The sequence below is a fragment of the Antrihabitans spumae genome (assembly GCF_043944905.1).
Classification (GTDB): domain Bacteria; phylum Actinomycetota; class Actinomycetes; order Mycobacteriales; family Mycobacteriaceae; genus Antrihabitans; species Antrihabitans spumae.
In genome coordinates this window covers 12296-37906 of sequence record NZ_JBIMSN010000057.1, presented here as the reverse complement: position 1 = coordinate 37906, position 25611 = coordinate 12296, and the positions used below count along the sequence as shown (strand labels likewise).

At 64.1% G+C, this 25611-nt stretch carries 11 protein-coding genes; 5 read left to right on the top strand and 6 right to left on the bottom strand.

What is annotated here, in order from left to right:
* Positions 1-37 precede the first annotated feature (37 nt).
* From ACHIRB_RS13405 to ACHIRB_RS31220, 4 genes are read right to left on the bottom strand one after another with little or no spacing between them, the layout of a single operon-like run.
* Positions 38-1189, bottom strand: coding sequence for an FAD-dependent monooxygenase (locus tag ACHIRB_RS13405; RefSeq protein ID WP_395124521.1), 1152 nt, complete (start codon positions 1187-1189; stop codon positions 38-40).
* Positions 1186-2769 (bottom strand): MFS transporter, encoded by a 1584-nt coding sequence (locus ACHIRB_RS13400; RefSeq protein ID WP_395124520.1) that lies wholly within the window; start codon positions 2767-2769, stop codon positions 1186-1188. The genes ACHIRB_RS13405 and ACHIRB_RS13400 overlap by 4 nt, the downstream gene beginning before the upstream one ends.
* Entirely contained in the window at positions 2753-5098 is a 2346-nt protein-coding gene (locus tag ACHIRB_RS13395; protein ID WP_395124519.1) for an SDR family NAD(P)-dependent oxidoreductase, read from the bottom strand. The genes ACHIRB_RS13400 and ACHIRB_RS13395 overlap by 17 nt, the downstream gene beginning before the upstream one ends.
* Positions 5095-18789 (bottom strand): amino acid adenylation domain-containing protein, encoded by a 13695-nt coding sequence (locus ACHIRB_RS31220; RefSeq protein ID WP_465254673.1) that lies wholly within the window; start codon positions 18787-18789, stop codon positions 5095-5097. The genes ACHIRB_RS13395 and ACHIRB_RS31220 overlap by 4 nt, the downstream gene beginning before the upstream one ends.
* Positions 18790-19125: 336 nt before the next feature.
* On the opposite strand from ACHIRB_RS31220, the gene dacB reads away from it, so the two are divergent.
* The 3 genes from dacB to ACHIRB_RS13370 all read left to right on the top strand — a co-directional run bounded on the left by dacB (position 19126) and on the right by ACHIRB_RS13370 (position 21745).
* On the top strand, positions 19126-20757 hold the full coding sequence (dacB, locus tag ACHIRB_RS13380; protein WP_395124517.1) for a D-alanyl-D-alanine carboxypeptidase/D-alanyl-D-alanine endopeptidase: 1632 nt from the start codon (positions 19126-19128) through the stop codon (positions 20755-20757).
* A 116-nt stretch (positions 20758-20873) separates the two neighbouring features.
* Complete coding sequence (locus tag ACHIRB_RS13375; RefSeq protein WP_395124516.1) at positions 20874-21350, top strand: MarR family winged helix-turn-helix transcriptional regulator; 477 nt, start codon at positions 20874-20876, stop codon at positions 21348-21350.
* Between the two features lie 2 nt (positions 21351-21352).
* Entirely contained in the window at positions 21353-21745 is a 393-nt protein-coding gene (locus ACHIRB_RS13370; protein ID WP_395124515.1) for a DUF5313 family protein, read from the top strand.
* Between the two features lie 6 nt (positions 21746-21751).
* Here the strand turns inward: ACHIRB_RS13370 and ACHIRB_RS13365 are convergent, their stop codons facing one another.
* Together ACHIRB_RS13365 and ACHIRB_RS13360 are read right to left on the bottom strand one after the other, a co-directional pair.
* Complete coding sequence (locus ACHIRB_RS13365) at positions 21752-22039, bottom strand: hypothetical protein (RefSeq protein ID WP_395124514.1); 288 nt, start codon at positions 22037-22039, stop codon at positions 21752-21754.
* Positions 22040-22113: 74 nt separating this feature from the next.
* The gene (locus ACHIRB_RS13360) at positions 22114-23091 is read right to left on the bottom strand and encodes an SMP-30/gluconolactonase/LRE family protein (protein WP_395124513.1); all 978 of its coding nucleotides are present in this window, start codon (positions 23089-23091) and stop codon (positions 22114-22116) included.
* A gap of 110 nt (positions 23092-23201) precedes the next feature.
* Here ACHIRB_RS13360 and ACHIRB_RS13355 point away from each other — a divergent pair, with 110 nt between their 5' ends.
* Both ACHIRB_RS13355 and ACHIRB_RS13350 read left to right on the top strand, forming a co-directional pair.
* A complete protein-coding gene (locus ACHIRB_RS13355; protein ID WP_395124512.1) occupies positions 23202-23702 on the top strand; it encodes a DUF417 family protein in 501 nt (166 codons plus the stop codon).
* A 55-nt stretch (positions 23703-23757) separates the two neighbouring features.
* A complete protein-coding gene (locus ACHIRB_RS13350) occupies positions 23758-25590 on the top strand; it encodes a fatty acyl-AMP ligase (protein WP_395124511.1) in 1833 nt (610 codons plus the stop codon).
* Positions 25591-25611: the final 21 nt, after the last annotated feature.

The following is a 25611-nucleotide window of genomic DNA, read 5'->3' as shown; positions in this document are numbered from 1 at the left end:
TCCACATTTTCGACGTAGAGAACAATTAGAACACGTGTCAGTTTACGGGAAGGTCGAACCGCAGCGGGTCCATGTTCTGGCGCTTCACCACCGACATCGGTGTGTATCTGATTCCGAAGTTTCGCAGTGTCGACGCGACCGGATTGTCGATCTGCTCGATGCGGCTCAAGCGGCGCGAATTCGCGACGAGGGTCCGGGTGCGCTCTCGACGGGCGTCCTCGTACCGCCGAAGAGCGAGCGTCGGGTCGGCCGTGGTAGCAAGGCAGTGCGCCAGCACGTAGCCGTCTTCGATAGCCGAACCCGCACCTTGGGCAAGACTGGTCAGCATGGGATGGGCAGCGTCGCCGACCAGCGTCACCGGCCCCTCGCCCCAGGTGTCGACGAAACTCCGGTCCTGGGCAGGCACCGCGACTACCGCCGAGTCGGGCGTCGCGGCAATCACGTCGCTGACCTCGCTCGCCCAACCGTCGTACGCAGCAAGTACGTCGGAGGTGCTGCCCTGCCACGACCTGGAACCGACGATCCCCAGATTCTTGGTACCCCACCAGTAGGCGTTGCCCCCACCGATGTCGATCAACCCGAAGCGCTGGCCGCGCCCCCAATAGTGACCGGCATAACCGGTCGTAAGGTGTTCGTGTTCGAACGGAATCGTGGCCAGCCAGCAGACGTAGCCGTACTCGTTGATCGTCTCGCTTCCTGCACGCTGCGCCCGGACGACCGAACGAATGCCGTCCGCGCCGATGAGCACATCTGCGCTCGCCGTACGGCCATCCGCACAGGTGACGCTCACGCCGTCTACGGTGACGTCGTAGCGTTCGACCGCCGCGCCGAAGGTGATCGCGACATCGCCTACCGCCGCCCGCAGAACGGCGATCAGATCGTTGCGGTGCAGATTGACGAACGGGGTGCCGAGCTCGGTCACGATGTCCCGGATCGGCAACTGCCGCATAAGCTTTCCCTTGTCGGTACGCAGCTCGAAGTGCTCGAGCACCTGCCCGACCGAACCATCTGCCAGGTCGATCCCGAGCGCTGCCAGCACCGCGACTGCGTTGGGGCCGAGACCCAACCCGGTGCCCGTCATACGCAATTGTGGTGCGGCTTCCAGTATCTCGACGCCTATCCCTCGTTCGCGCAGTGCAATTGCGGTCGTCAGACCGCCGATACCGGCGCCGATCACAATGGCCTTCATCCGCCCGCCTTCTCTGTTTCGATCGGTACGTCGATGCTCTGGTGTCTGCCCTCGCGCCAGGGCAGGAAGACAAGGACTGCAACCGCTCCGACCCCGGTCACTGCTGTAGCCGTCCATGAGGTGGCGCCCATACCGTCGAGAAAAGCCTCGCGGACCGCGGTGTACGCGCGCGCCTGCAGTTCTGGCACGGGAATTCGCGCCGCGACTTCGAGACCACCGAACACCGACGAGATCGCTATGTCCGCAGCATCTTTCGGAAGTGCGGTGCCGTCGAGTTGCGGCCTGATCGCACCCGAATACACCGAGGACAGCATCGAACCCAACACCGCGACACCCAACGCCCCACCGACCTCACGAGTGGTGTCGTTGACCGCCGCGCCGACGCCCATATCTTCCTCGGCAAGGTTGGACATCAGCAGTTCTGTCGCAGGACCCTGAACGAACGCGAGGCCTGCACCCATGACGATGGTCGCCGGGAGGATGACGGTTGGATATGCGGTGAGCTCGTCGGCGCTGCTGGCGACGGCGAAGCCGACACACATGAAGCCGAGACCGAGCGCGACGGGGAGCGCAGTCCCGATTCTGCGGCCGATCGTCATGGCAATCGGAGCAGCCAGCGCGATACCGACTGCGTATGGCAGCGCGCGAACACCGGTCTCCAACGTCGAATAGCCACGGATGGCCTGGAAGTACACCGTGAAGAAGAAGATGAAGCCGAACAGGGAGAAGAAGCCGACCGAGATGGCCGCTGCCGGAACCCAGAATCGCCGGATTCGGAACAATCGCACATCGAGGAGTGGATCCGCTGTCCGCAACTGCCGAACGACGAACGCCAGCAGACCGATCGTGGCTGCGAGTGCTGCGACCGCGGTCTGCCACGACGTCCAGCCATGACGCGGTGCCTCGATGATCGCCCACACCAGCAACGAAACGCCGGCGATCGACAACAACAACCCAGGCACATCGAGCCGATGTGGCACAGCAACTTTGACTTCGGGGACCCACAGCCAGGTGCCCACGAGAGCGATGAGGGCAACGGGAACGTTCACCCAGAACACCGAATGCCAACTGAAATGGGCGAGTAACCAACCGCTGACGACCGGCCCGCCCACGATTGCGATGCCGGCAACACCTGCCCAGATACCGACCGCGATCGAACGCTGGCGTGGTTCGGTGAAGATCGCCACGACCAACGCCAGCGTTGCCGGAAAGACCGCCGCCGCAAAGACACCCATCACTGCGCGAGCGCTGACGAGTTCACCGAGCGTGTCCGTGTTGGCTGCAAGTGCCGACCCTGCACCGAACCCGACGATGCCGATGTAGAGCACGAGGCGGCGACCGTAACGATCGCCGAGGTTGCCTGCCGCGAGCAGGAATCCGGCGAAGGTCAGCGTGTAGGCATCGACCGACCATTGCAGGCCGCTGACCCCGGTACGCAATTCCCGCCCGAGTGTGGGTAACGCGATGTTGATGATCGTGTTGTCGATGACGACCAGCAACTCGGCGAGGCACAGGACGACGAGGGCGGCAATCGCTCGGCCCCGCGTCAGCGGCAGCGAATTCCTAGTCGACGGCGGCAAAATGCTTCTCGCCGGCTGAGATTCCCGCTGCCATCACGAAGTCGAGCACCCGATCCGGCAGCACCCGCGACGCGATGGTCGACGCCCACGAATCGATGCCGACCCGATAGCGAGCCTTCGGACGACTGGCCGTGAGCGCATGCTCGATCGCCTTCGCCACATCGGCGGGTTTGGTCCGGCTCGCGTTTGCGCGTTCTTCGTTCGCGGTGACGAAGCTGGTGAAGCGGTTGCGGTACAGATCCGCAACGTCGGGCTTCGCCTCGCCGAGGATTCGTTCGGCAGTGTCGGACAGCTTGCCCCAGATCGGGGTAAGGATCGCACCAGGCTCGATCAGCGACACGCTGACGGCGAGCGGGGCCAGTTCGCGGCGCAGCGAGTCCGACACACCTTCCTTGCCGAACTGCGAGGCGGCATAGGCGCCGAGAAACGGTGCTGCGAGCCGGCCGACCCCCGAGCTGACGTTGACGATCCGACCAGCGAGCTTGCCCGACGGGTCTGCCGGGAACGCGCGGAGCAACGGCAGGAACTGTCGCGTCATGGCAACGGTCCCGACGAGATTTACTTCGAGCTCGGCTCGAAAGTCCTCGATGGAGACACACTCGAGAGGCGCCGACACACAGATGCCGGCGTTGTTCACCACTCCGACCAGGCCACCCGGATCGATCTCTGCTGCGATGCGGTCGTGTGCGCGCCGAATCGAGTCCGCCGACGTCACGTCGAGCAGAAGCGGACGAAGTTCGGATCCTGGGAACTCTTTTTGCAGCTCCGCTGCGCTTTCCTCACGCCTGACGCCTGCGTAGACGACAAACCCGGAGCGTGCCAGCGCGAGTGCGGTTTCTCGACCGAGCCCCGACGATGCCCCGGTCACTACCACCGCGCCACGATTGTCCGACATTCGATTGCCTCTTCTCTTTGCTGCGACAGGTCTTGGCTGCGCTGTTCGGGCCGATCCGGTGTTGTCCAGCGCGCCGAGTAGGGTCCGCACGCAATCGTCCGCCAGCCGATTGGCACGGTCTTCGGAAACCACCGTGTCGATGTAGGTGAAGTTCAGATGCAGCGTGTCGTGGCTGGTATTGACCGTCACGACAAAGAATCCACTGATCGAGACTCCCGCGATGAAATGGGCACCCGACAGCGCCCACGGGCCGATCCGGTCCGCGAAATCGTAACGTCCGATGTTGGAGATGCAGACGTTTCCTGGACCACGACTGTCGACCAACGCGACAGTTCGCTCGCTCGCACCGACCGACTTCGGTGCAACAAGTTTCAGGGTCGCGATCAAGGCGAGATGTTGTCGAAACCGTTTGCGGCGGTCGAGTTCTCGGTTGACTCTGCCCGCGGTGGTCCAGAAGTCGACGTCGCTGCCTGCGTCGACGTAGGTCGGTACGGTTGCCACGTACGCGCCGGCAGCGTCAGCAGGTACGGGCGGCTCGAGCTCGCCGCGGAAGTCGATGGGCGAACCGATGCACACCTTGCCGCCGTCCGGTGCCACGATGCGACCCACGGCGGCCGCCACCGCCGCGCTCAGTGCGCCGTGCACGGTGACGCCCTCCCTACGGCAGCTTTCGAGCAGTACGGCAACCTGCTCGGCGGTCAGCGATCGGCGAGTCAACCGGGTGATCCGCTCGTGCGCCGCGACGGGGACTTCCGGTTGCAAGCGGTTCGCGCGGGCCGCTGCAGCAACTGCCTGATCGACGACGCCTGCGCCGACAACGCGCGCAAACCCTGGTGCACCAACGAACTTTCGAGGCAACATCCCCTCGGGAGACGGCAACGCGGGTCGTGGCCGCGCAACCGACTCGACTGTCCGGTCGTCGTCATCGCTGAGCAGAGCCGCCAACTCGACAACGCGCTGCAGCAGGGCCAAAGCTGTTGTGCCGTCGGCGATGATGTGCGAAATCGTCAACACCAGGTCGTGCGATTCGCCTGCGGAGCCACGCTCCCCCGACACGACATCGACTAGTCGAGCCAGCGGCCCCGTCCGCCAATTCACCGAAGTCGCCAGTTCGAACCGGTCGACCTCACGTTCCCATGCGGCGGGATCGGACCCGTCGACGTGACGAATCGGCAGGCGCGCTTCGGTCGCTGCGACGAACTCCGGGTCGCTGCCGTCGTCGGCGGCCGCGATTGCAACGCGCAACAACGGATGTTCCAGAACGAGAGCCGCAGCGGCGTCGGACAACAGTCCCGGAGCCATCGAACCGCTGACGTGAACGCGCGCAATCACATTGAGTGGCGAGATCTGATCGCACACCCAATACCAACGTTCGACGGGGCTCAACGGACGACGAATCTCGCTGTTCGATGCTCTACTGCCAGTGGCGGTCATCGGCTTCCCTTTTCTGTGGCGGCCAGCCCGCTGTCGGATCGATCGAGAACGCTGTCCAACTCGGCAGCGACTGCCGTGACGTGCGGCTGCGACATCATCGTGAGGTGATCGCCGGGAATCTCGACGATCTCCAGTCCGCGTGCTGCCCAACGATCCCAGCCGTTCGTCGGACTTGCGAACATACTTCCCACGCGGCGATGCGCGCGCCCGACGTCGGGTGGCAACTCGTCGCGCGCCCGCAGCAGGACGATGTCGCACTCGAGTGGTTCGAGACGATAATGCAGCGTCGCTTGATAATTGGCGTGGAAGATGGCGTACAGGCGTTTGATCAGTTGTGGCGAACTGTATTCGGGGACGATTCCCGAATCGATCGAGCGGGTCAGGATCGAATCGAACAGGCCATCGGCACTGCCGGGGCTTTCGGCGCTGTCGGCCTTGCCGAGGGACGGGTCGAGCTCGGACTCGACCGCTGCAGCACCCTGGCTGTACCAGAGCAGCTCCGCGAAGAACCAGGCGATCAGGTCGCGTTCGTCGATTGCAGGCCGCGGTCCGTCGTCGAGTGAGATCGTGTCGAGGAGAACGACCTGGGAAATCTCGTCGGCAGGCAGTTGCCGCGCGATCTCGAGTGCGACATACCCTCCGAACGACCAACCCGCGACGTGGTACCGACCATGTGGTTGGACGCGTCGCATCGCCGCGATGTAGGACGCCGCGATGTCCGGCATGGCAGTCAAAGGCTGCGAACCAGGCTCCGAACCCGCCGCCTGCAACGCGTAGACGGGCCGGTCAGCGTCCAAGTGCTTCGCCAACTCGACGTAACAGATCACGTTGCCGCCGATCGGATGCACAAGGAAGAGCGGCGGGCCTGTGCCGGTTTGCCGAAGTGGTACAACGGGATCGAACGCACGACACGTGCCGCCGGCCCGAACGAGCTGCGCCAGCTCGGCAGCCGTCGGCGCAGCGACGAACGCCTCGAGTGGGATCTCGACTCCCCATCGGCGAGTGATGGTCATCGCAACCCGCATAGCCCCGATCGACGTACCGCCTGCGGAGAAGAAGTCCGCGTCGGGTCCCAGTTCGGCCAACCCGGCGAATTCGGCCATGATCTCGGCGATGGCGTGTTCGTACTCGTCCGCCGGTGCGCGTTCGGCTGTGGATACGTCGGATCCTCCTTGCGCCGTTGCGGTTTCGCCTGCGAGGAAGCGGAGTGCGGCATCGTCGCGCTTTCCGCTCGGAGTCATGGGAAGCTCGCCGACAACGTGGTAGCGGGTCGGCACCATCGCCGAAGGGAGTTGCCGACGCAATGCTGCCTGGATCGCTGCCGTATCGATGGAGACCGCGCCGTCGACACGATCGCGGACTACGAACGCTTCCAGCGTCGAATCGACACCGCCGAGGCTGGTGGCGATCACGGCGACCTGTGCCGAACCGGAGGCCCCAGCGAGGGCGATCTCGACTTCAGCACACTCGACTCTGTTGCCACGCACCTTCACCTGGCTGTCCGTTCGACCGAGCCAGACGATGTCACCGGACGCAACGGCGACGCCGACGTCACCGGTCCGATATCGGACTCGGCCACCCAGATCGGCAACGAAGCGTTCTGCCGTGAGCCCCGGCATGGCTTCGTAGCCCTGGGCCACAACCGGTCCGCCGAGATAGATCTCGCCGCGGGTGCCCGGCGGGACCGGTTTGAGGCGAGAGTCGAGCAAGGTGACGGTCGCACCGCTGATCGCAGTCCCGATCGGCGGCAGCGCAGGGAACGAGTCCGACCCACCGGACATCGAATGCCGCAGCGCCACATGTGTTTCCGTCGGACCATACTGATTCTCGACCACCAGCCCCGGATTTGCCGCACACAAAGCACGGATCTCCGGTGTCGTTCGCAGCTGCTCGCCGGACGAGACGAGCGAGGTCAACGTCGTCGGGTACTCCCCCGTCACCTGGGCTGCCTCGGCGACTCCTTGCAGAGCGACGTACGGCAGGTAGACGCGCTCGACACCGGACCGCACGATGGCGCGGACCAGCGCAACCGGGTCCTTGCGTTCGGCTTCCTCGACCAGATACAACGTCGCGCCTGCTGCCAACGTCGCGAAGATCTCCTGGAAGGACACGTCGAAGCTGATCGGAGCGAATTGCATTGTCGAACAACCAGAGCGAGGACCGGCGTGCCGCTGCCATTCGATCAGATTCGCGAGCCCCCGATGCGGCATGACGACGCCCTTCGGTGCGCCCGTCGAGCCGGATGTGAACAACACGTAGGCCGCGAGGTCGGGGTGTAGCGCTGGAAGCGGTGTCCCATCGTCGTGCTCGGTGTCGAACAGCACCGCTGGGTCGATGAGTTCGATACCCAGGTCGCGGACGTCGTCGGCATTCGGGGCAACGATCACGAACTGCGGTCGGCAGCGCTCGAGCATGGCCACACGACGGGGTTGCGGGTAGTCGATGTCGATCGGAACGACAGCAGCTCCCGCTTTCAGCACGCCGATCACAACAGCGATCAACTCGGGTGACCGGGGCATCGAAACGGCGACACGTGCGCCTACGGGCAGCCCACGCGCGATCAGCGTGTGCGCGACAGTGTCTGCTGCCCGGCCCAATTGCCGATAGGTCCACTCCGTTGTGGTGCTGCGAAGGGCGATCGCATCGGGGGCCAGGCTCACCGCTGCATCGACCAGGTCGACGACGGTCACCGCGCGCAGTGTCGTGAGATCGACCTCGCTTTCGGGTGTTCGGACGATCGTCGTCAATGCGCCGACGAACGTGCGAGCGAACTCTTCACGCTGAGTCGAGGTCAGCGAACCCTCTCTCGCGCTTACCCGTACGGCTAGCTCCTCGCTGCGTGGATCGATCGCCGCCGTCACCAGCAGCGTGAAGTTCGTTTCCTCCCGAGCGTCGAACTCGATGAGCTCGACATCGGCGCTGCTGAACAGGTCGCTGAACAGGTGATAGTTGACGAAGTTGAACGCAGTGTCGAAAGCCGGACCCCCGTTGTCCGCGATGACCGACCGCAACGGATACCGCCGGTGCGGATGACTCGCGCGCTCTCGCCGAACTACCTGTGAGATGGCCTTCAGCCACGTACCGCGCGTCCCGTCGAGTCGCATCGCGATCGTGTTGAGGAACAGTCCCGCAGAGGTCTCTACACCCGCTCGGCCAGGGCGTGCGTGCGAAACGAGCCCCGTCGTGACGTCGTCGGTCCCCGACATCGCCTTCAGCGTCAGGAGGTGGGCGGTGAGCAGCACGTTCTTCAGCGGGATGCGTTGCGCCACCGCGAACGCTCGGAGACTGCGGCCGAGCCAATCGGGAAGCGTCGCAACCGTATCCCGCACAATCTCGCGCTGCGGGGGCTCGTACGCCCGCGTCGACTCGATCGTTGTCGCAGTCGCGCCTGCGAGTGCATCGATCCAGTACTTCCGCGACGCCGGATCGTCCTGCGCCAGCCGTTCGGACCGAACGTAGGAGGCCAGAGCGGTCGTCGAATGTGGTTGCCGGTCCACCGGCGGATGGTCGTATCCGGCCCGAGACAGATAGTCCTGCAACAGCTCCCGAACGATATTCGCAACGCTCCAGCCGTCGAGGATGGCGTGATGGAAGCTGAAGACGATGTCGACCCACGAGTCGCCAGGAAAGACGCGGAGCTGGTACAGCGGTGCCACGTCGAGTCGATAGTCGAAGGTCCGCCGTTCGTCGACGTAGTCCGAAAGGTCAGCGCCCTCGTGTGCAATGGACAGCGCGCTCGGGACCTCCCTGCGCACAACCTGGACCGGCAGCGACAGTCCCGTTATCTCGAACGCTGATCGCAATGCGGGATGCCTGCGCACGAGTTCGTCGAACGCGGCGCGAAACTGCTGCTCGTTCCAGACCATCCCGAGTCGATAGCGAAAGACGTCCTTGTACAGCGTGGAGTTCGAGCGTTCGAGGCTGTGGAACAGCATGCCCAGTTGCAGCGATGTGGCGGGAAAGGCATCCTCCGCGTCGCTGACACCGGCGCGATCGATCATCGGAACAAGCTCGAACGGCGTTGTCATCGAAGTCTCGGCGCCACCGGACCCGATCGTGGTTTCTATGCTCGCGGCCAACTCGGCGATCGTCGGCCGCGCGAAGAAGTCGTCGATGTCGAAGGCAAGGCCACGACGCTCTGCCGCTGTACGCAAGGTCAGCGCCAGGATGGAATCGCCTCCGACAGTGAAGAAGTCGTCGTGTCTGCCCGGCGTCGCGGTGCCGAGTACATCCGCCCACGCTGCTGCGAGCGCAACCTCGACTTCGGTGCGTGGCTGCTCGGATTCACCATGGGCACGCTCGGGTCGCGGCAGGCCACGACGGTCGAGCTTGCCGCTCGAAGTCAGCGGAAGCGTCTGCAGCGCAACGAACTCCGACGGCACCATAAACGCAGGAAGCCGATCCGCGAGCTGGGACGCAATGGAATCGCCGGTCACAGTCGTGTCTTCAACGTCTTCGAGCACGAAGTAGGCGATCAGGTGCGTGGGTCGTCCGGGTGCCTGCTCGTCGACAACAACGCCGGCGCGCACACCCGGGCACTGGACGAGGTGATTCTCGATTTCCCCGAGCGTCACGCGGTTGCCGCGCACCTTCAGCTGGTCGTCGCGCCGGCCGAGGTACTCGAGATTGCCGTCGGCGAGGCGGCGCACGATGTCGCCGGTGCGATATCGACGCCCGCCCACGATCGCAGGGTCGACCACGAACGACTCCGCTGTCCGGCTCGGGTCACCGTAGTAGCCGCGGCCGACGCCGACTCCGGCGATGTTGAGTTCGCCTGGCACACCGAGTGGACTGCGCCGCCCGGCGGCATCGAGCACGAGCAACGCGATGTTGTCGATCGGCCTGCCGATAGGAACCCGATCTATCCGGTCGTCCCCGTCCGGGATGTCGAAGTACGACACGTCCACGGTCGCCTCGGTCGGACCGTAGAGGTTGACCAGGCGAGTAGCTGTCGTGCTTGCGAAGAGCTGCCGAAACCGTGTTGCCAGAGCGGGTGTCAGCGCTTCGCCGCTGCAGAACACCAACCGCAACGAATGCACCGATGCCAAGGCTGACGGCTGCATCGTCAGTTGATCGAGGAATGGTCCGAGCATCGACGGTACGAAGTGCGCGACTGTGACTCCGTCCCGTGCGATCGACTCGATGATCCGGCGAGGGTCACGCTCGGCGCCTGCAGGCAGAACCGTCAGCGACGCGCCTGCGAACGACCACCAGAACAGCTCCCACACCGACACATCGAAGGTCGCGGGTGTCTTCTGCAGCACAACGTCCGAGGCTGTGAGTGGATATCGGCGCTGCATCCAGGTGAGTCGATTGACGACGGAGCGATGCTCGATCATCACGCCCTTGGGTACGCCGGTGGATCCGGACGTGTAGATGACATAGGCGAGATCGGTCGGTCTCGTTGTCGACACATCCGGTCGGCTGACCGTCGGCTGCGCTGTGGCTGGTAGTACCGCGATGCCGAGGTCGGCGAGCATGCCGCTGAAGCTGACCTCCGCCACGGCAATCCGCGCGCGCGTCGCCGCGAGGATCGTGCGTACCCGCGCCTGCGGGTATTCCGGATCTACCGGAACGTACGCGCCTCCTGCCGCGACGATCGCATGGACGGCAACGACGAGGTCGACCGATCGCGGCAACAGCACCGGCACACACTCTTCCGGTCGCAGCCCGTGCTCGCGCAGCGCTCCGGCAAGCGCCCGTACCCGGATTCCGAAGTCCGCGTAAGACATCGAACGATCGGCCGCGACGACTGCACGCTGGTCCGGAACCCTCGCCACCTCGGCAGCGACGACACCGTCGATGGTCGCGTACTCGTCGAACGGCACAAGCTCTGGACCTTCTGCCGCGGCGATGTCGGCACGATCACGAGCGGACAGGATCTCGAGGTCACCGACACCGACGTTCGGCGCAGCAAGACCTCCCTCGATCAGCGCGAAAACCTGCCGCATAGCCGTGGCGAAGGGATAGTCGTCGTCGAACACGTCGTCGGCGTAGAACACGTCGACGTCCAACGACCCGTCGCGTGCGTAGTCGCGAACCACGATGTTGACAGCGTCCAGGGAGTACCCCGATGAGAGCAGCGCCGAGTCCGTACCAAGGAACGCCGTTTGCTCGGTGTCGGGTATCGGAACATAGGAATAGGTGACATCGAAGAGGTTCTGCGTCTCGGACCGTTCCTCGCGCAATGCGGTCTGCAAAGCGCCGAACGAAAAGCGTTGCCGCGCTTGCAGATCCCACACCGCAGAGCCGACGCTGTCGGCAATCTCACCGAGCGTTGCAGTCTCGTCGACGTCGACACGCAACGGCAGAATGTTGACCAGGTCGCCGACGGTCAGCAACTCGACCGGAGTTCGCCTGTTCAGCAGTGGCACACCGAGCACGATGTCGCCGTCACGATGCACCCGTCGCAGGTAGGCCGAGATCGCCGCAACCGTGTACGCGAAGATCGATCGTCCGGTGTCACGGATACGTTGTGCGGCAGCGTGATCGATATGAATCGTGCGCTGACTCCGATGGTGGGTTCGTACGGAGGCCTTACGGGGGAACAGCGCAGGCGAGACATCGCGAAACTGCTCGAGCAGATGCGCGCGATCCGCAGTCCAGTCCGGTGAATTTCGGTAGCGCTGGTCTTCGTCGACGATGTCGAGGTAGCTCGGTGCCGGCGAGTTGTCGGGCGACTCACCTCGCTCGGCAGCGAGGTAGTCCGCACACAGCTGTGCGAGCGTAAGGTTCATCCCCCAGCCGTCGCCGACCGCGTGGTGGAAGCGGCAGTAGACGACGAACGAATCGGTGCCGTCGAGCAGGATCGCGCTCTGCGCGAGCGGACCGTTCAGCGGCATCACCTCGTCGGTACGTTCGCGCATCCATGCCAGGCTCGCAGCGCTCGGATCGGTGGCAGTACCGAAGTCCACAACCTCTGCGGGGGCGATCTCGGAATCCACGTACTGGACGACGTCACGATCGCGGAACTCGAAACGTAGCCGGAGAGCATCGTTTCGGAGATAGCCGCGCCGAATCGATCCTCGAATCCGGTCGATGTTCACCTGGCCGGAGAGTCGGACGTAGCCTGCCGCTTGCACCAATGGCAATTCGGGATAACGCGAACCGACCGCAATCACGTCCCGCTGGTAGTCGGTCAGCGGCCAATACGAACGCCGTGACGCCGCGGGTACAACGTCGTCGGTGCGGACCTCGGTGCGGACCACTGCCTCGGTGAGCGGTTCGGGGCGGCCATCGCCGATGCCGTCGATCAGAGCGAACAGGTCGTCGTCAGCAGCGTCGCCGAATTGTGATGGCGCACTGTTCGGTGCCAGCTTGTGAACCAACGCCGCCAGCTTCTCGGACAGTTTGACCGCGTCCGGCTGGTCGGGTTCGACGCCGTCGCAACTGTCTGCGAGAGACTCGATCTGCGCCAAGATCTCTTCGACCGGATCTATTGCAGCAGGTGCGATCTCGCGACAGATATGGCCTGCAAGAGCAATCGGCGTCGCGTAGTCGAATACTACGGTTGTCGCCAGCGCCAGTCCCGTTGCCGTCTTGAGTTGGTTACGGAACTCGACTGCGCCGAGGGAATCGAACCCGAGATCCTTGAAGGGCTGGTCAGGTCCGATCGCATCGGGACTGTTGTGCCCGAGCACCGCTGCGGCAACACTGCGCACGAGCGAGAGCACGGTCTGCTGCTGTTCGGTTGCAGTCAGGCCACCGAGACGCTGCGAAAGACCGGTCGAGCCTGCGTTCGTTACGGCGCCGGCCGCACGCCTACCGCTGCGAACCAGGCCACGGAACACCGCAGGCAGGTCTTGGCCTCCCGAACGAATTGCGGCAGTGTCGATTCGGGCAGGCAGCGCAAGCGGTCGACCGAGGGTCACGGCCGCGTCGAACAATGCCAGGCCCTCCTGCGAGGACATTGCGACGAAACCGCCACGACTGAGCCGCGCGCGATCACGCTCGTCCAGATGTCCGGTCATGCCCGTTGCCTGTGCCCACCATCCCCAAGCCAGCGAGGTCGCCGTGAGACCGCTGTGCAGACGGTGGTGCGAAAGCGCGTCGAGGAATACGTTCGCCGCGGCGTAGTTGGCCTGGCCCGGAGATCCGAATGTTCCTGCTGCGGAGGAAAACTGAACGAAGAGCGCGAGATCGGCGCCCCGCGTCGCCTCATGGAGGTGCCACGCCGAAACGACCTTGGATCTGAGTACCGAATCGAGTTGCTCCGGCGTCATCGCGGCGAACAATGCGTCGTCGAGGATGCCCGCCGCATGGATGACGGCCGTGAGGGGATGCTCCGACGGAATCGCCTGCAGCACTGCGTCCAACGAAGCTCGTTCGGCAGCATCACATGCCACGATCTGCACCGTTGCGCCGAGTTCGACCAGTTCGGCTTCGAGTTCTGCTGCACCGGCGGCCGCGCGGCCACTGCGGCTCAGGAGAACCAGGTGTCGCACGCCGTATGCGGTGACGAGGTGGCGCGCGAAGAGGGCACCGAGCACACCGGTGCCGCCGGTGATCAGTGCGGTGCCGTCCTTGTCGACGGGGGTCGGCAGCGTGAGGACAAGCTTGCCGGTGTGTTTGGCCTGGCTCAGGTGTCGCAACGCCTCCGGTGCCCGCCGGACGTCGAACACCGTGACCGGTAGCGGCTGCAGGACACCCGCGTCGAAGAGCTCGACGAGTTCGGTGAGCATCTGCTGGATGCGATCGGGTCCGGCTTCGAACAGGTCGAAGGCTCGGTAACGCACGCCCGGATATTGTGCGGCGATCACGTCGGCATCGCGAATATCCGTCTTGCCCATCTCCATGAAGCGTCCGCCCCGCGGCAGCAGGCGAAGCGATGCATCCACGAAATCCTCTGCGAGCGAATCGAGTACCACGTCGACTCCGGCACCATCGGTCGCGTCGAGGAACTTCTTCTCGAAGTCGAGGGTCCGCGAGTTGCCGAGGTGTGTGTCGTCGAAGCCGAGGTCGACGAGCAAGCGGCGCTTCGGGGTACTGCAGGTTGCGAAAACTTCGACGCCCCAGTGTCGAGCCAACTGAATCGTCGCCATACCGACGCCGCCTGTCGCGGCGTGCAGTAGCAATCGTTCACCCCGCTGGATGCCTGCGAGGTCGGTGAGTCCGTAGTACGCGGTCATGAACACGGCTGATGTCGCTGCGGCCTGCTCGTAGGTCCACCCCTGCGGCATCCTCGAGACGAAACGGGCATCCGTAATGGCTATCGGGCGGATGCCTTCGAAGATGCCCATCACCCGATCGCCTGGCGAAAGACTGGTGACGTCCGGCGCGACCTCGATGACAACCCCCGCGCCCTCGCCGCCGATCCCGGCGCGTGGGTCGGCATACAGCCCGAGCGCAATCATGATGTCGCGGAAATTGACTCCGGTCGCACGGATCGATACGCGGACCTCACCCGCCTCGAGCTCTCGTTCGCTTTCGGGCGACGGCACAACGGCAAGGTTGGCTCTGTCGAGCGTGCCGAGCCCAAGTGTCTGCAGCCGCCAGTCGCCCGACCCTGCCAGTTCTGCACCGGTGACCGTATCCAGCTGACCGCGCACCAATCGTGGCGCCGATGCGCCACCTCGCCGGATTGCCAGCTGGGGTTCGTCCCCGGCGAGAGCTGTTGCAACAGCGGTGTCGAGTTGCGACCAGTCCTCTACGTCGACGAGGAGGATCCGACGCGGATTCTCGGTCTGCGCAGTCCGTAACAAGCCCCACACCGGCGCGTGGACAAGATCGAGGACGTCCTCGGCACCGCCGGCAGCGATCGCTCTCCTGGTCACGACGACGAGTCGTCCTTTCCGAAAACGCTCGTCGGTCAACCACTCCTGGACCTGGGCGAGAAGCACCGGCAGCCTGGCTCGAATCTCGTCGGTGAGGTCGGTCCCTGCTAGCTGTGGCGCGATGCATCGCAGTACAGCCGATGCACTAGACCTGACCTCGCCTTCGACCGGCCAATCGACCCAATCCTGGTTCGCAGGCATGTCTTTGGGCTCGGCGACGCTGAACCAATCGAGTCCGAAGAGTGCGCTTTCGACGTCGTCGTTGCCTGAGGTCAGCTGGTCGCGCGAGATCGCTCGCAGGGTCAACGAGTCCACCGAGCAGACAACGGCGCCGGCGACATCGGTCATCGTGACGGCCGCTCGGTCCTCGGCGATCGAGGTGATGCGGACCCGCAGAACCGACGCGCCGGTTGCTCGTAGCGACACGCCTTCCCAGGCGAACGGCAGTCGAATCGAACCGGAACCTGCGTCGGATGTCGACAGACTCACCGCCATCGCGTGCAGTGCCGCGTCGAGCAACGCGGGGTGCAGACCGAAACGGTGTGCGTCGCCTGCCTTTTCCGGTAACTCGACCTCTGCGAACATGTCGTCGCCACGTCGCCATGCCGCGCGAAGACCTTGGAACACCGGACCGTACTGGTAGCCGTGTTCGGCTAGTGCGTCGTAGCTCCCCGCGATGTCGGATCTTTCGGCACCTGCCGGAGGCCATTTGGCAAGACCCGTCGAACGCAATGGCTCTTCGGCTGCAAGAACGCCGTCAGCGTTGCGTGTCCACGCGGATTGGCCCTCGAGCGAATCGCTCTTGACGGGACGAGAATAGACGCGGACGGAACGGTTGCCGGAATCGTCGACCGATCCGACGACAACCTGAAGTTCCACCGCCCCGCGGTCGGGAACCACAAGCGGCGCTTGCAGTATCAGTTCTTCGATGCGCGGAGTGCCGACGCGATCGCCGACATAGAGCGCAAGCTCGGCCATCGCGGCACCCGGCAGCAGGACTACGCCGTGCACGGCGTGATCGGCGAGCCACGCATGGGTTGCGAGCGACAGTCGGCCGGTGAAGACGACTCCGTCTGACTCGGGTTGTGCCACCATGGCGCCGAGCAGAGGATGGTCGGCGTCGGCAAGACCGAGGCTCGCGACGTCGCCGGTCCCCGATCCTGCTGCAGACATCCAAAATCGTTTGCGTGCAAAGGAATAGGTCGGCAGTTGAATCCGACGACCACCGAAGTCGGTGAGATAGGTAGCCAAGTCAGGGGCGAGTCCGCAGACCTGGGCTTGGGTCACCGACGTCAGGAATCGGCGCAGACCGCCCTCGTCACGTCGCAACGTCCCGACCACGACGGCGCTCTCCCCCGCACCGAGTGTGTCCAGGTTCTCCTCGATACCGACGGTCAGCACGGGATGCGGGCTCACTTCGACGAAGGCACCGTAGCCGAGCTCGCGAGCGACGCGGATCGTGTCGTCGAAATGTACTGTGCGGCGTAGATTTTCGTACCAGTAGTCGGAGTCGAGCGCACTGCCGTCGACCACAGCACCTGTGACTGTCGAGATGAAGGTGATGCTGCACGATCGGGGCTTCAGACCTGTGATGGCGGACGTGATCGACCCGTGCAGAGAGTCGACCTGGGCTGAGTGCGAGGCGTAGTCGACCGGTATCTTCCGCGCGCGGATCTCCCGCTCCTCGCACCGCTCGAGGAGTTCGGTGATCGCCGCGGCCTCTCCTGACACGACGGTTGTGTTGGGCCCGTTGACTGCGGCGATCCCGATTCGGCCGTGCCACTCGGCAACAAGTCCGGTCGTCTCGTCCGGCGAGAGTGGGACCGACACCATTCCCCCTGTGCCGGCGATGCCGACCAAGGCGCGGCTGCGCAAGGTCACGATTCGAGCTGCCGCACGCAGCGTCAGCGCACCAGCAATGTGGGCCGCGGCGATTTCACCCTGGGAGTGCCCGATAACAGCATCCGGCCGGACACCGACCGACTCCCACAGCTTCGCGAGCGACACCATCATCGCGAACAGTGCAGGCTGGACGACGTCTACTCGGTCGAGGTCGGGTGCGCCTGGTGCGCCTCGGAGGACTTCGGTCAACGACCAGTCGACGAACTCGCCGAATACCTGCTCGCACTCCGCGATTGCGGCCGCGAAGACCGGCGAAGTGTCGAGCAGCTCGGTTCCCATTCCTGCCCATTGCGAGCCCTGCCCTGGAAAGACGAACACCGTTCCCCCGACGGCGGTCGCTCGGCCTTGGACGAGGGCGGTGGAGGGTTCTCCCGCCGCGAGGGCGGTGAGGCCGAGACGCAGGTCCCGCAGACCACGGCCGATCACCGCTGCTCGGTGCGCGAACGCGGGTCGGGTCGTCAGCGAATACGCGATATCGACGGGGTCGAGGTGAGGATGGCGGTCGATGTGGGTCAGTAGTCGAGTTGCTTGCTCCGGCAACGAGTCTGCGGACTTCGCGGACAGGAGGAACGGCACGATGGGATCGTCCGTTCGCGCGTGCTCAGCGGCGGCGGCCTGTGCAGGCGCCTGTTCGACGATGACGTGGGCATTCGTACCGCTGATGCCGAAGGACGAAATTCCGGCTCGGCGCGGCGACTGGGACCCTGTCGCCGGTACGGGCCAGGGTGTTGGGGTGGTGACGACTTCGACTGTGCCGGAGGACCAATCGACTTCGGGTGACAACGCGTCGACGTGCAGCGTCGGCGGAACCGTCCCGTGCCGCATCGCCTCGACCATCTTGATGATGCCTGCGACGCCGGCCGCTGCCTGGGAGTGGCCGATGTTCGACTTCATGGACCCGAGCAGCAGCGGTGCGTCCGCTTTTCGTGCTGCGCCGTAGGTTGCGAGGAGTGCGGTCACTTCGATCGGATCGCCCAGCCTGGTTCCGGTGCCGTGTGCCTCCACCACGTCGACCTCGGCCGCTGTGAGTTTCGCGTCGGTGAGCGCATCCCGAATGACACGTTGCTGCGCCGGTCCGTTGGGAGCCGACAACCCGTTGGACGCTCCGTCCTGCCCGATCGCCGAGCCCCGAAGGATCGCGACGACAGGATGGCCGAGCCTGGTGGCGTCGGACAACCGTTCGAGCACGAGAACTCCGACACCCTCGGCCACACCGAATCCGTCGGCAGCCCGGGAGAACGGCTTGCACTGTCCGTCGGGTGAAAGCGCCTGCAGGCGTGAGAAACTGACGAAGATGCTCGGCGAACACACCACCGTCGCGCCGCCCGCGAGTGCGAGCGAACAGTCGCCCGCGCGCAATGCCTGCGCCGCAAGGTGCACTGCGACGAGCGACGACGAGCACGCGGTGTCGACCGTTACCGCTGGTCCCTCGAGCCCTAGCGCGTAGGCAACGCGTCCCGATGCCACGCTGACGGTCGTTCCGGTTGCAAGCTGGGCCGCGAAGCCGTCGCGCTCGGAGTAGATCCGCGGTCCGTACTCCTGCCCGACTATGCCGGTATATACACCGGTCTTGCTGCCGTGCAACGACGTCGGGTCGATACCAGCGCGTTCGATCGCTTCCCACGATGTTTCCAGAAGCAGTCGTTGCTGAGGATCCATCGCGAGCGCTTCGCGTGGACTGATGCCGAAGAAGGATGCGTCGAATTCGGCGGCGCCGTGGAGAAATCCGCCGCGACGGGTAATCGACGATCCTGCGCTACCGGACTCGGATTCGGTGAGTGCCGCTAGATCCCAGCCCCGATCGACGGGGAATTCCGCTGTCGCACTTCGCCCCTCCGATACGAAGCTCCACAGTTCGTCGGGTGAGGTGATTCCGCCGGGAAACCGACATCCCATGGCGACGATCGCGATCGGCTCCGATTGCGCCGCTTCGATCTCCTCGAGCTTGCGCCGGGTGTCGTGCAATTCGGCCGCAGCCTTCTCGAGATAGGAACGTAGCTTGGCGTCGGAAGCCATCAGTCATCCTTCGGGTTCGATGCGGCGTCGGAGATAGGCGTTTCGCGACACTGCGACCACCCCTGGCAATTGTTAGACGACAGCGTCTCACAAATTGGACGTTCGTTGCGACTACCCATTCCGCGGTCGGTACCGACGCAGATCGACATCGGAATCGAGGGAGAGGAGTTCAGCGCGCGACTGTATTCCTGTGCCCGACACGAAACACAGAGTGCCACGTTTGGTACCGACGGGCACGCTATTGCGGCGCTTCGTGGACTAGACCTGTTGCGAACTGCCGGCGAGGCGACGGATGATTGTCCGCGTCAGTCCCGTCGCGCAGCAAGGACGTGTGTAATGGCCGTATCGGGCAATCGAATCACGGCCCTCGCCGTCGCTGCCGTCCTGGCCGCGACCGTGACGGCATGCAGCGACGACGTCGACCCGTCGTCGGACACCCTCGACATTCCCAGCGAGATCCTTGCCATCATGGACGGCCCGCGGTACTCCGACGCCACCTGGAGTCTGCTCGTCACCGATGTAGCGACAGGCGAGACGTTCTACGACCTCAACGCTGATCGTCTGTCTCTCACCGGCAGTACCCGAAAGCTGTTCTCGGTCGGGTTGGCACTGGACACTCTCGGCTCCGATCACCGTCAGCAGACACCCGTCTATCGCACCGGCGACGTCGATCCGGCGGGTTCGCTCAACGGTGACCTCGTACTGGTCGGCAGCGGCGACCTCACCTTCGGCGGTCGGCGGGTCGATGCAAACACAGTGCAGTACACGGACTTCGATCACAACGACGCCAACGCGCTCGGATCGGCAATCCTGACCCCGCAAGATCCCCTGTACGCACTCGACGACCTCGCGCGTCAGGTAGCGGCGAGTGGCATCAAGACGGTGACGGGCAACGTCGTCGTCGACGATCGTCTGTTCGAGCCGTACCGGGTGCCGAACGGCAACTTGCTCATCACGCCGATGGTCGTCAACGAGAACATGGTCGATGTCACGGCGACGCCGACCGAGCCGGGTCGCCGAGCGGCGTTCGAGTATCGGCCGAGGACGGGGGCATTCACTGTCGACAGCACCGTCGATACAGGTAGTGCAGGTACGGCCGCCGACGTCGACCTGTCGGGCGGCGGGCTGATCGAGTGTGTCGGCACGCCGGGCTGTGCGGGCACGGTGACAGGAACGTTGCCCGTCGGCTACGATGCGCCGCTGACCCACAGCGGATCGTTCGTCGGCACTTTCCGGGTCGACGACCCGTCTTCGTTCGCCCGCATCGCGTTCATCGAGGCGCTACAGCGCAACGGGGTGGCGGTGACCGCTCCGGCTGTCGGCGTCAACCCTTCGGGTTTGCTCGGCGCCGCTCCCTATCCTGACGAAACGCGCGTCGCTGCATACGCTTCCGCGCCGCTCGGTCAGCAGGCAAATCTTGTGTTGAAGGTGAGCCTGAACCTCGGCGCAAATCTGTGCCTCAGCCTCTTCGGGCTCGAAAGCGGCGCTCGCACGATCGATACCGCATTGGCAGCGGAGCGCAAGACGTTGATGGACAAGTTCGGAATTGCCGGTGCCGACTTCGATTTCCCGACCAACGGCAGCGGTACGCCCGACAGTCAGGCGACGCCGAGGGCGCTCGTACAACTCCTCGACAAGATGGCCGACAGTCCCGTCTCGTCGACCTTTCGAGCAGCGTTGCCTGTCCTAGGCGAAAACGGGTCCTTGGCGACGAGCGGAACCACGCTGCCAGGTAAGGGCCACGTCTCGGCGAAACCAGGAACAACGATCATGGCGGGCGCAGACGGCAAGACGCTCGAGTTGAAAGCCCAGAATCTGGCCGGCTACATCGAGACGAAGAGCGGTCGGACGCTTGCGTACGCGTTGATGCTCAACGACGCGGGGCCGGTAACGGACATCGCGGCCGACGTCGGCGCTGTATTCGAAGACGAGGCCCGGATCTCGAGCATCATCTACGAGAAATTCTGACGAAGGCGACTACGTCGCTCGTGCGTCTTTTCGGAGGGCGGACCCTCCGAAAAGACTCACGAGGCGCGTAGCGCCCTAACTGTTCGTGCATTAACTATTAGTGTATTATCTAGTTCATGGCCACCGAAGACGTCGATCCACTCGCCCTCGAACGGCAGGTCTGCTTCGCGCTTGCGGTTGCGAACAGATCCGTCCTCGGCGTATACCGACCGCTGCTCGAGCCGTTGGGGCTGACGCATCCGCAGTACCTCGTGATGCTGGCGCTGTGGGGTCGCTCCCCCATGTCCGTTCGCGAAATCGGCGAGGCCATCCAACTCGATTCGCCGACGCTGTCGCCGCTGTTGAAACGGCTCGAGGCTGCCGACCTGATCACCCGCAGGCGCAGCGAGACCGACGAACGCACGCTCGTCGTCGAACTGACAACTGCGGGCGCCGAGTTTCGCAGCAAAGCGCTCGATATTCCGCCGGCGGTCGTCGCCCGACTCGGTGTCACGCTCCCCGATCTCGAGGAGCTACACAGCGTCCTCACCCGCGTCAATGCCGCCGCTCGACGCGCTGAAAGTGCCACCACGCAAGAGAATTCGAGGAGCTGACGATGTCCGACACCCGCCCGAACCCAGTGCAGTGGATCGGCTACGCATTCGGCCGACGTCTCCCGGCGACAATGCAGGACTGGGTTGCGAACGACCTCACAGGCGACCACGCGTTCCGTCGCCACCTCATCAGAGGCATGGTGCCGTTCGTTCCGATCTTCGTGCTGTTCACGCTGTTGCCGGGACCTGCGTGGCTTCGCGGAGCGACACTATTGCTCGGTTTGCTGCTGGCACTGTTCTACTGTGCTGCGTACATGGGACAGAACCGCGCCCGACGGCTGCACGTCCACGGTCTACCGACCGACCTGATCAGTCCGCGCAACCAGGCGAAGCGCGCCGAGGAACGCGCGGCCTACGAAGCAACGTATCGAGCGGCAACGTATCGAGCCGCCTGAGCACAATCAGAGCTCGGGCACCAGTTCCTCGCCGTGGCGAAATACCAGCTGGCCACTGTCCAGCGCGATCGACCAGCGTTTGGTACGTGCCCAATCGCGGCCGTAGTGATCATGCGGGGTGAGTACTTCGCCGAAGTCGTCGACGATGACGCCGGAGACGAATTCAGGAGCCTCCGCGTGTGCGTCGCCGTCGTCGTGTGACGTCGTCGTCCGCACCCGGGCCCCGACCGTGAGATCGAAACTCGCCAGCTGCCGATCGGAGTGCGCTGAGCGGTCCAAGATCGAGTCGTTCATCGCGCTCCCTGGTTAGGTCCAGCATTTCGGCTCGTTTACCCGAACCTACTCGCCGGTAAACCTACCGAGAACGATCAATCTTCGACGACGAACTTCGCGAGATTCGGGTTGTGCAACGCAGAAAGCCACACCACACCGTCGCGCTCGGCGACTGCGGTCACGAAACCGAAGTCGGGGTGCTTCGTCTCGCAATCGTGTACCAATGTGCCGGTCAGGTCGTATGCCTGCACCCAGACGACGTCGGCCGGCTGCGGCTGCAGGCGCTCGGGAATCAGCATCAATGCACGTCGGAGCAACGGATTGCGCGGCAGCAGGAAGTCGAGGACCGGTTGCCGCGGTGCTGGTAGCGACACCCACAGCAAGCCGTCGCTACCGATGCTGATGTTGTCGGGAAAACCAGGCAACCCGTCGACGAAGTAGTCCCACTTCCCGGCGCGAGGTCCTGACAGCCAGTAGCGATTGATTCGGTAGGACAGGGTCTCGGCAACCAGAACGAACGATTCGTCGGGAGCCAGCGCCACACCGTTGGCGAAGGCGAGGTCGTCACGCAGCACCGTCACCGTGTTGTCTGCAGGGTTCAACCGATAGAACCCACCACTTGTGACGTGCGCGACGGCATCGTCGCGATAGCCGTCGACGCTCGCGCTCGGCGAGGACGACGAAAAATAGGTTGTCCCGTCGGCAAGAACCACCGCATTGCTGCAAAAGTGCAGATGCTCCCCAGCGATGTCGCCGACTACGACTGCCGTGTCACCCGACGCCGGATCGAACCTGACAAGCCCGAGATCGTGATCGCAGATCAGGAACGTGCCGTCGGGCAACTCCTCGATCCCGAGCGGACGACCACCGGTATTGCCGAGAACGCGGAACCGCCCGTTCTCGAGCCGGACGACGTCGCCGTTGGCAAGACCGGTGACAACCTGCCCAGCGGTAGTGATGAGCACATCCTCGCCACCGCCCGGAGCGGGTAGCTCGACGATGGTCAGGTCAGGCGCTACGACGCGTCCGCGCGACCGCGTCCCCGATGGTCGCCAGCGCTGGATTTGTGCCATGTTGTCGACGCTCTCTCTGCTCGGCCCTGCTTCCGTCGCAAGCATATGTAACGGATCGGCGACTCGACTCCACTGTGCATCCGAATCGACACACCGACGAAGGAGACGTCATGACGATCGACAACGCACCTGCGACACCACGTGCTCTCGAAAACACGGACCTGGCAGGCAAAGTCGAGAATGCCGGCAACGTGATCGCCCGCATCGGGTTGATCGTGAGCCTGTTCTGGATCGGCGCCATGAAGTTCACACTGGCCGAAGCGATGGCTATCGAACCGCTGGTACGCCAAAGTCCGCTGCTCGCTTGGCTACTCGACATCGTGGATCTGCGGACCCTGTCGAACACGTTCGGCGTCATCGAGATCGTGACGGCCGTACTGATCGGCCTCGGCCTCGTTCGACCGCTGTTAGGCGTGATCGGTGGCCTGCTCGCGATTGGGACGTTCCTGATCACCCTCTCGTTCCTCGTCACGTCGACGACCTACGAGCACACGATCCCGTTCTTCTCCCCAGGCGGCTCGTTCATCGTGAAAGATATTGTGCTGCTTGGTGCTTCGGTAGCAATCTTCGCCCAATCGTGGTCGCGGGTGCTGACTGCACGCACGCGGTAGTCCACCCTGCGTCGTCGAATTTCGCGCCCAAGGGTGGCCACATCACCCCCACACGGTGCCTACTTCGATCGAGCGACTGCAGCGAGGATTGGCTGCAGAGGCCGCACCTGCGGCGATGAAGGAGATTCGCATCGTGCCTACCGCCGAACCTGCAGACTTCGTGTCACACCTACGCGCTCAGGTCGCGAAGTACGGGGACTCCCGCGAGTACGTCTACAGCAGGCAGGTCGGTCGCGAACTGGTCGAAGAAACGCACACCTACGGTGAGATGGATCGGGACGCACGTGCATTCGCGGTCTGGTTGGGAACCCAACCTGCCGCGAAGCATCCCGTTCTCCTCCTCTACATCGACGGCATCGACTTTCTCGTGGCATATCTCGGCTGCCTGTACGCGGGAGTCGTTGCTGTGCCCGCTCCCGTCCCGCACGATGCTCGCGCGATGGCTCGTGTCGGTGCCATGTTCGCCGACGCCGACATCCGTCTCGTTCTCACGACATCCGCTGTCGCGGGCCCGCTGTCGAGTTGGACGCAACAATCGGAACTCGACGTCGCGATAATCGCAACGGATGCAACAGAAATGGCTGACCCGGATCTGTGGGTGATGCCGACGGTCACCGGGAATTCACTTGCGTTCCTGCAGTACACGTCCGGTTCGACCAGCGAGCCGAAGGGCGTCATGGTGACGCACGCGAACCTGCTGCACAACTGCGAATCGATGCGGATCGCGAACGGCGGCGACGACTCGCTGGTCGGGGTCGGGTGGCTACCGCACTTCCACGACATGGGCCTCATCGGAATGCTGCTCATGCCGATGTACATGGGCGGAAACCTTGCCTTCATGTCGCCGATGGCGTTTCTCAAGCGGCCGGTCCGCTGGTTGCAGCTGATCGACCGCTATCGCGCGAATATGACTATCGGACCGAACTTCGCCTACGACCTGATCGCCCGCCGAATCACCGACGATCAACTCGCCGGCCTGGATCTCTCGTCGTTACGTGTTGTCCTCAACGGTGCCGAGCCGATTCGACCCCGCACTTTGGAAGCTGTCATCGACAAGCTCGGTCCTTACGGATTCCGCGCCGACGCGTTCTTCACGGCCTACGGCATGGCCGAGATGACCCTTCTGGCCACAGCAAGCACGGTCGGGACCGCCCCGGTCCAGCTCGACGTCGATCCACTTGCTTTGGAGCGCAACCAGCTTGCGCCGATGTCCGGTGGTACCAGACTCGTCAGCAGCGGCAAGGCAATCGGTTGTGACATTCGGATGGTCGACCCGAACACCTGCACCGAAGTATCCGACGGTCAGGTCGGAGAGATCTGGATCCGCGGCGGAAGTGTCGCGGCAGGATATTGGAATCGTCCCGCAGAAACCGCCGAGAAGTTCGAAGCAACTATCGACGGCGAAGGCCCGTTCCTGCGGACCGGAGACCTTGGCGTCCGCCGCGAAGCCGAAATATTCGTCACCGGTCGGTTGAAAGATCTGCTGATCGTCAACGGGCGCAACCTCTATCCACAGGACATCGAAGAAGCGGTCCGCGAAATACACCCGGCATTGCAGGGCGCAGCCGGTGTCGTTCTCGCGATCGACACCGGCAGGCACGAGCGTCTGGTCGTGATTCACGAAGTCAAGACCGCGCTCGTCGATATTGCCTACCAAGACCTCGCAAAACAGCTCAAAATTGCTGTTGCGCGGACCTTCGACGTGCCTGCTCCGAGCATCGTCCTGGTCGATCGGCACGGCGTGCACCGCACTACGAGCGGCAAAGTTCAACGCAAGTCGATGCACGCTTCGTTCCTGGCCGATCTGGTCGATTCCGTCCTGTACGAGGACATCGATCCGGTCGTCGCGGCGCTGCGGGACAACACCTTCCAGTCCGCCGTCGCGTGATCGTCACCAGCCCTTCTGCTC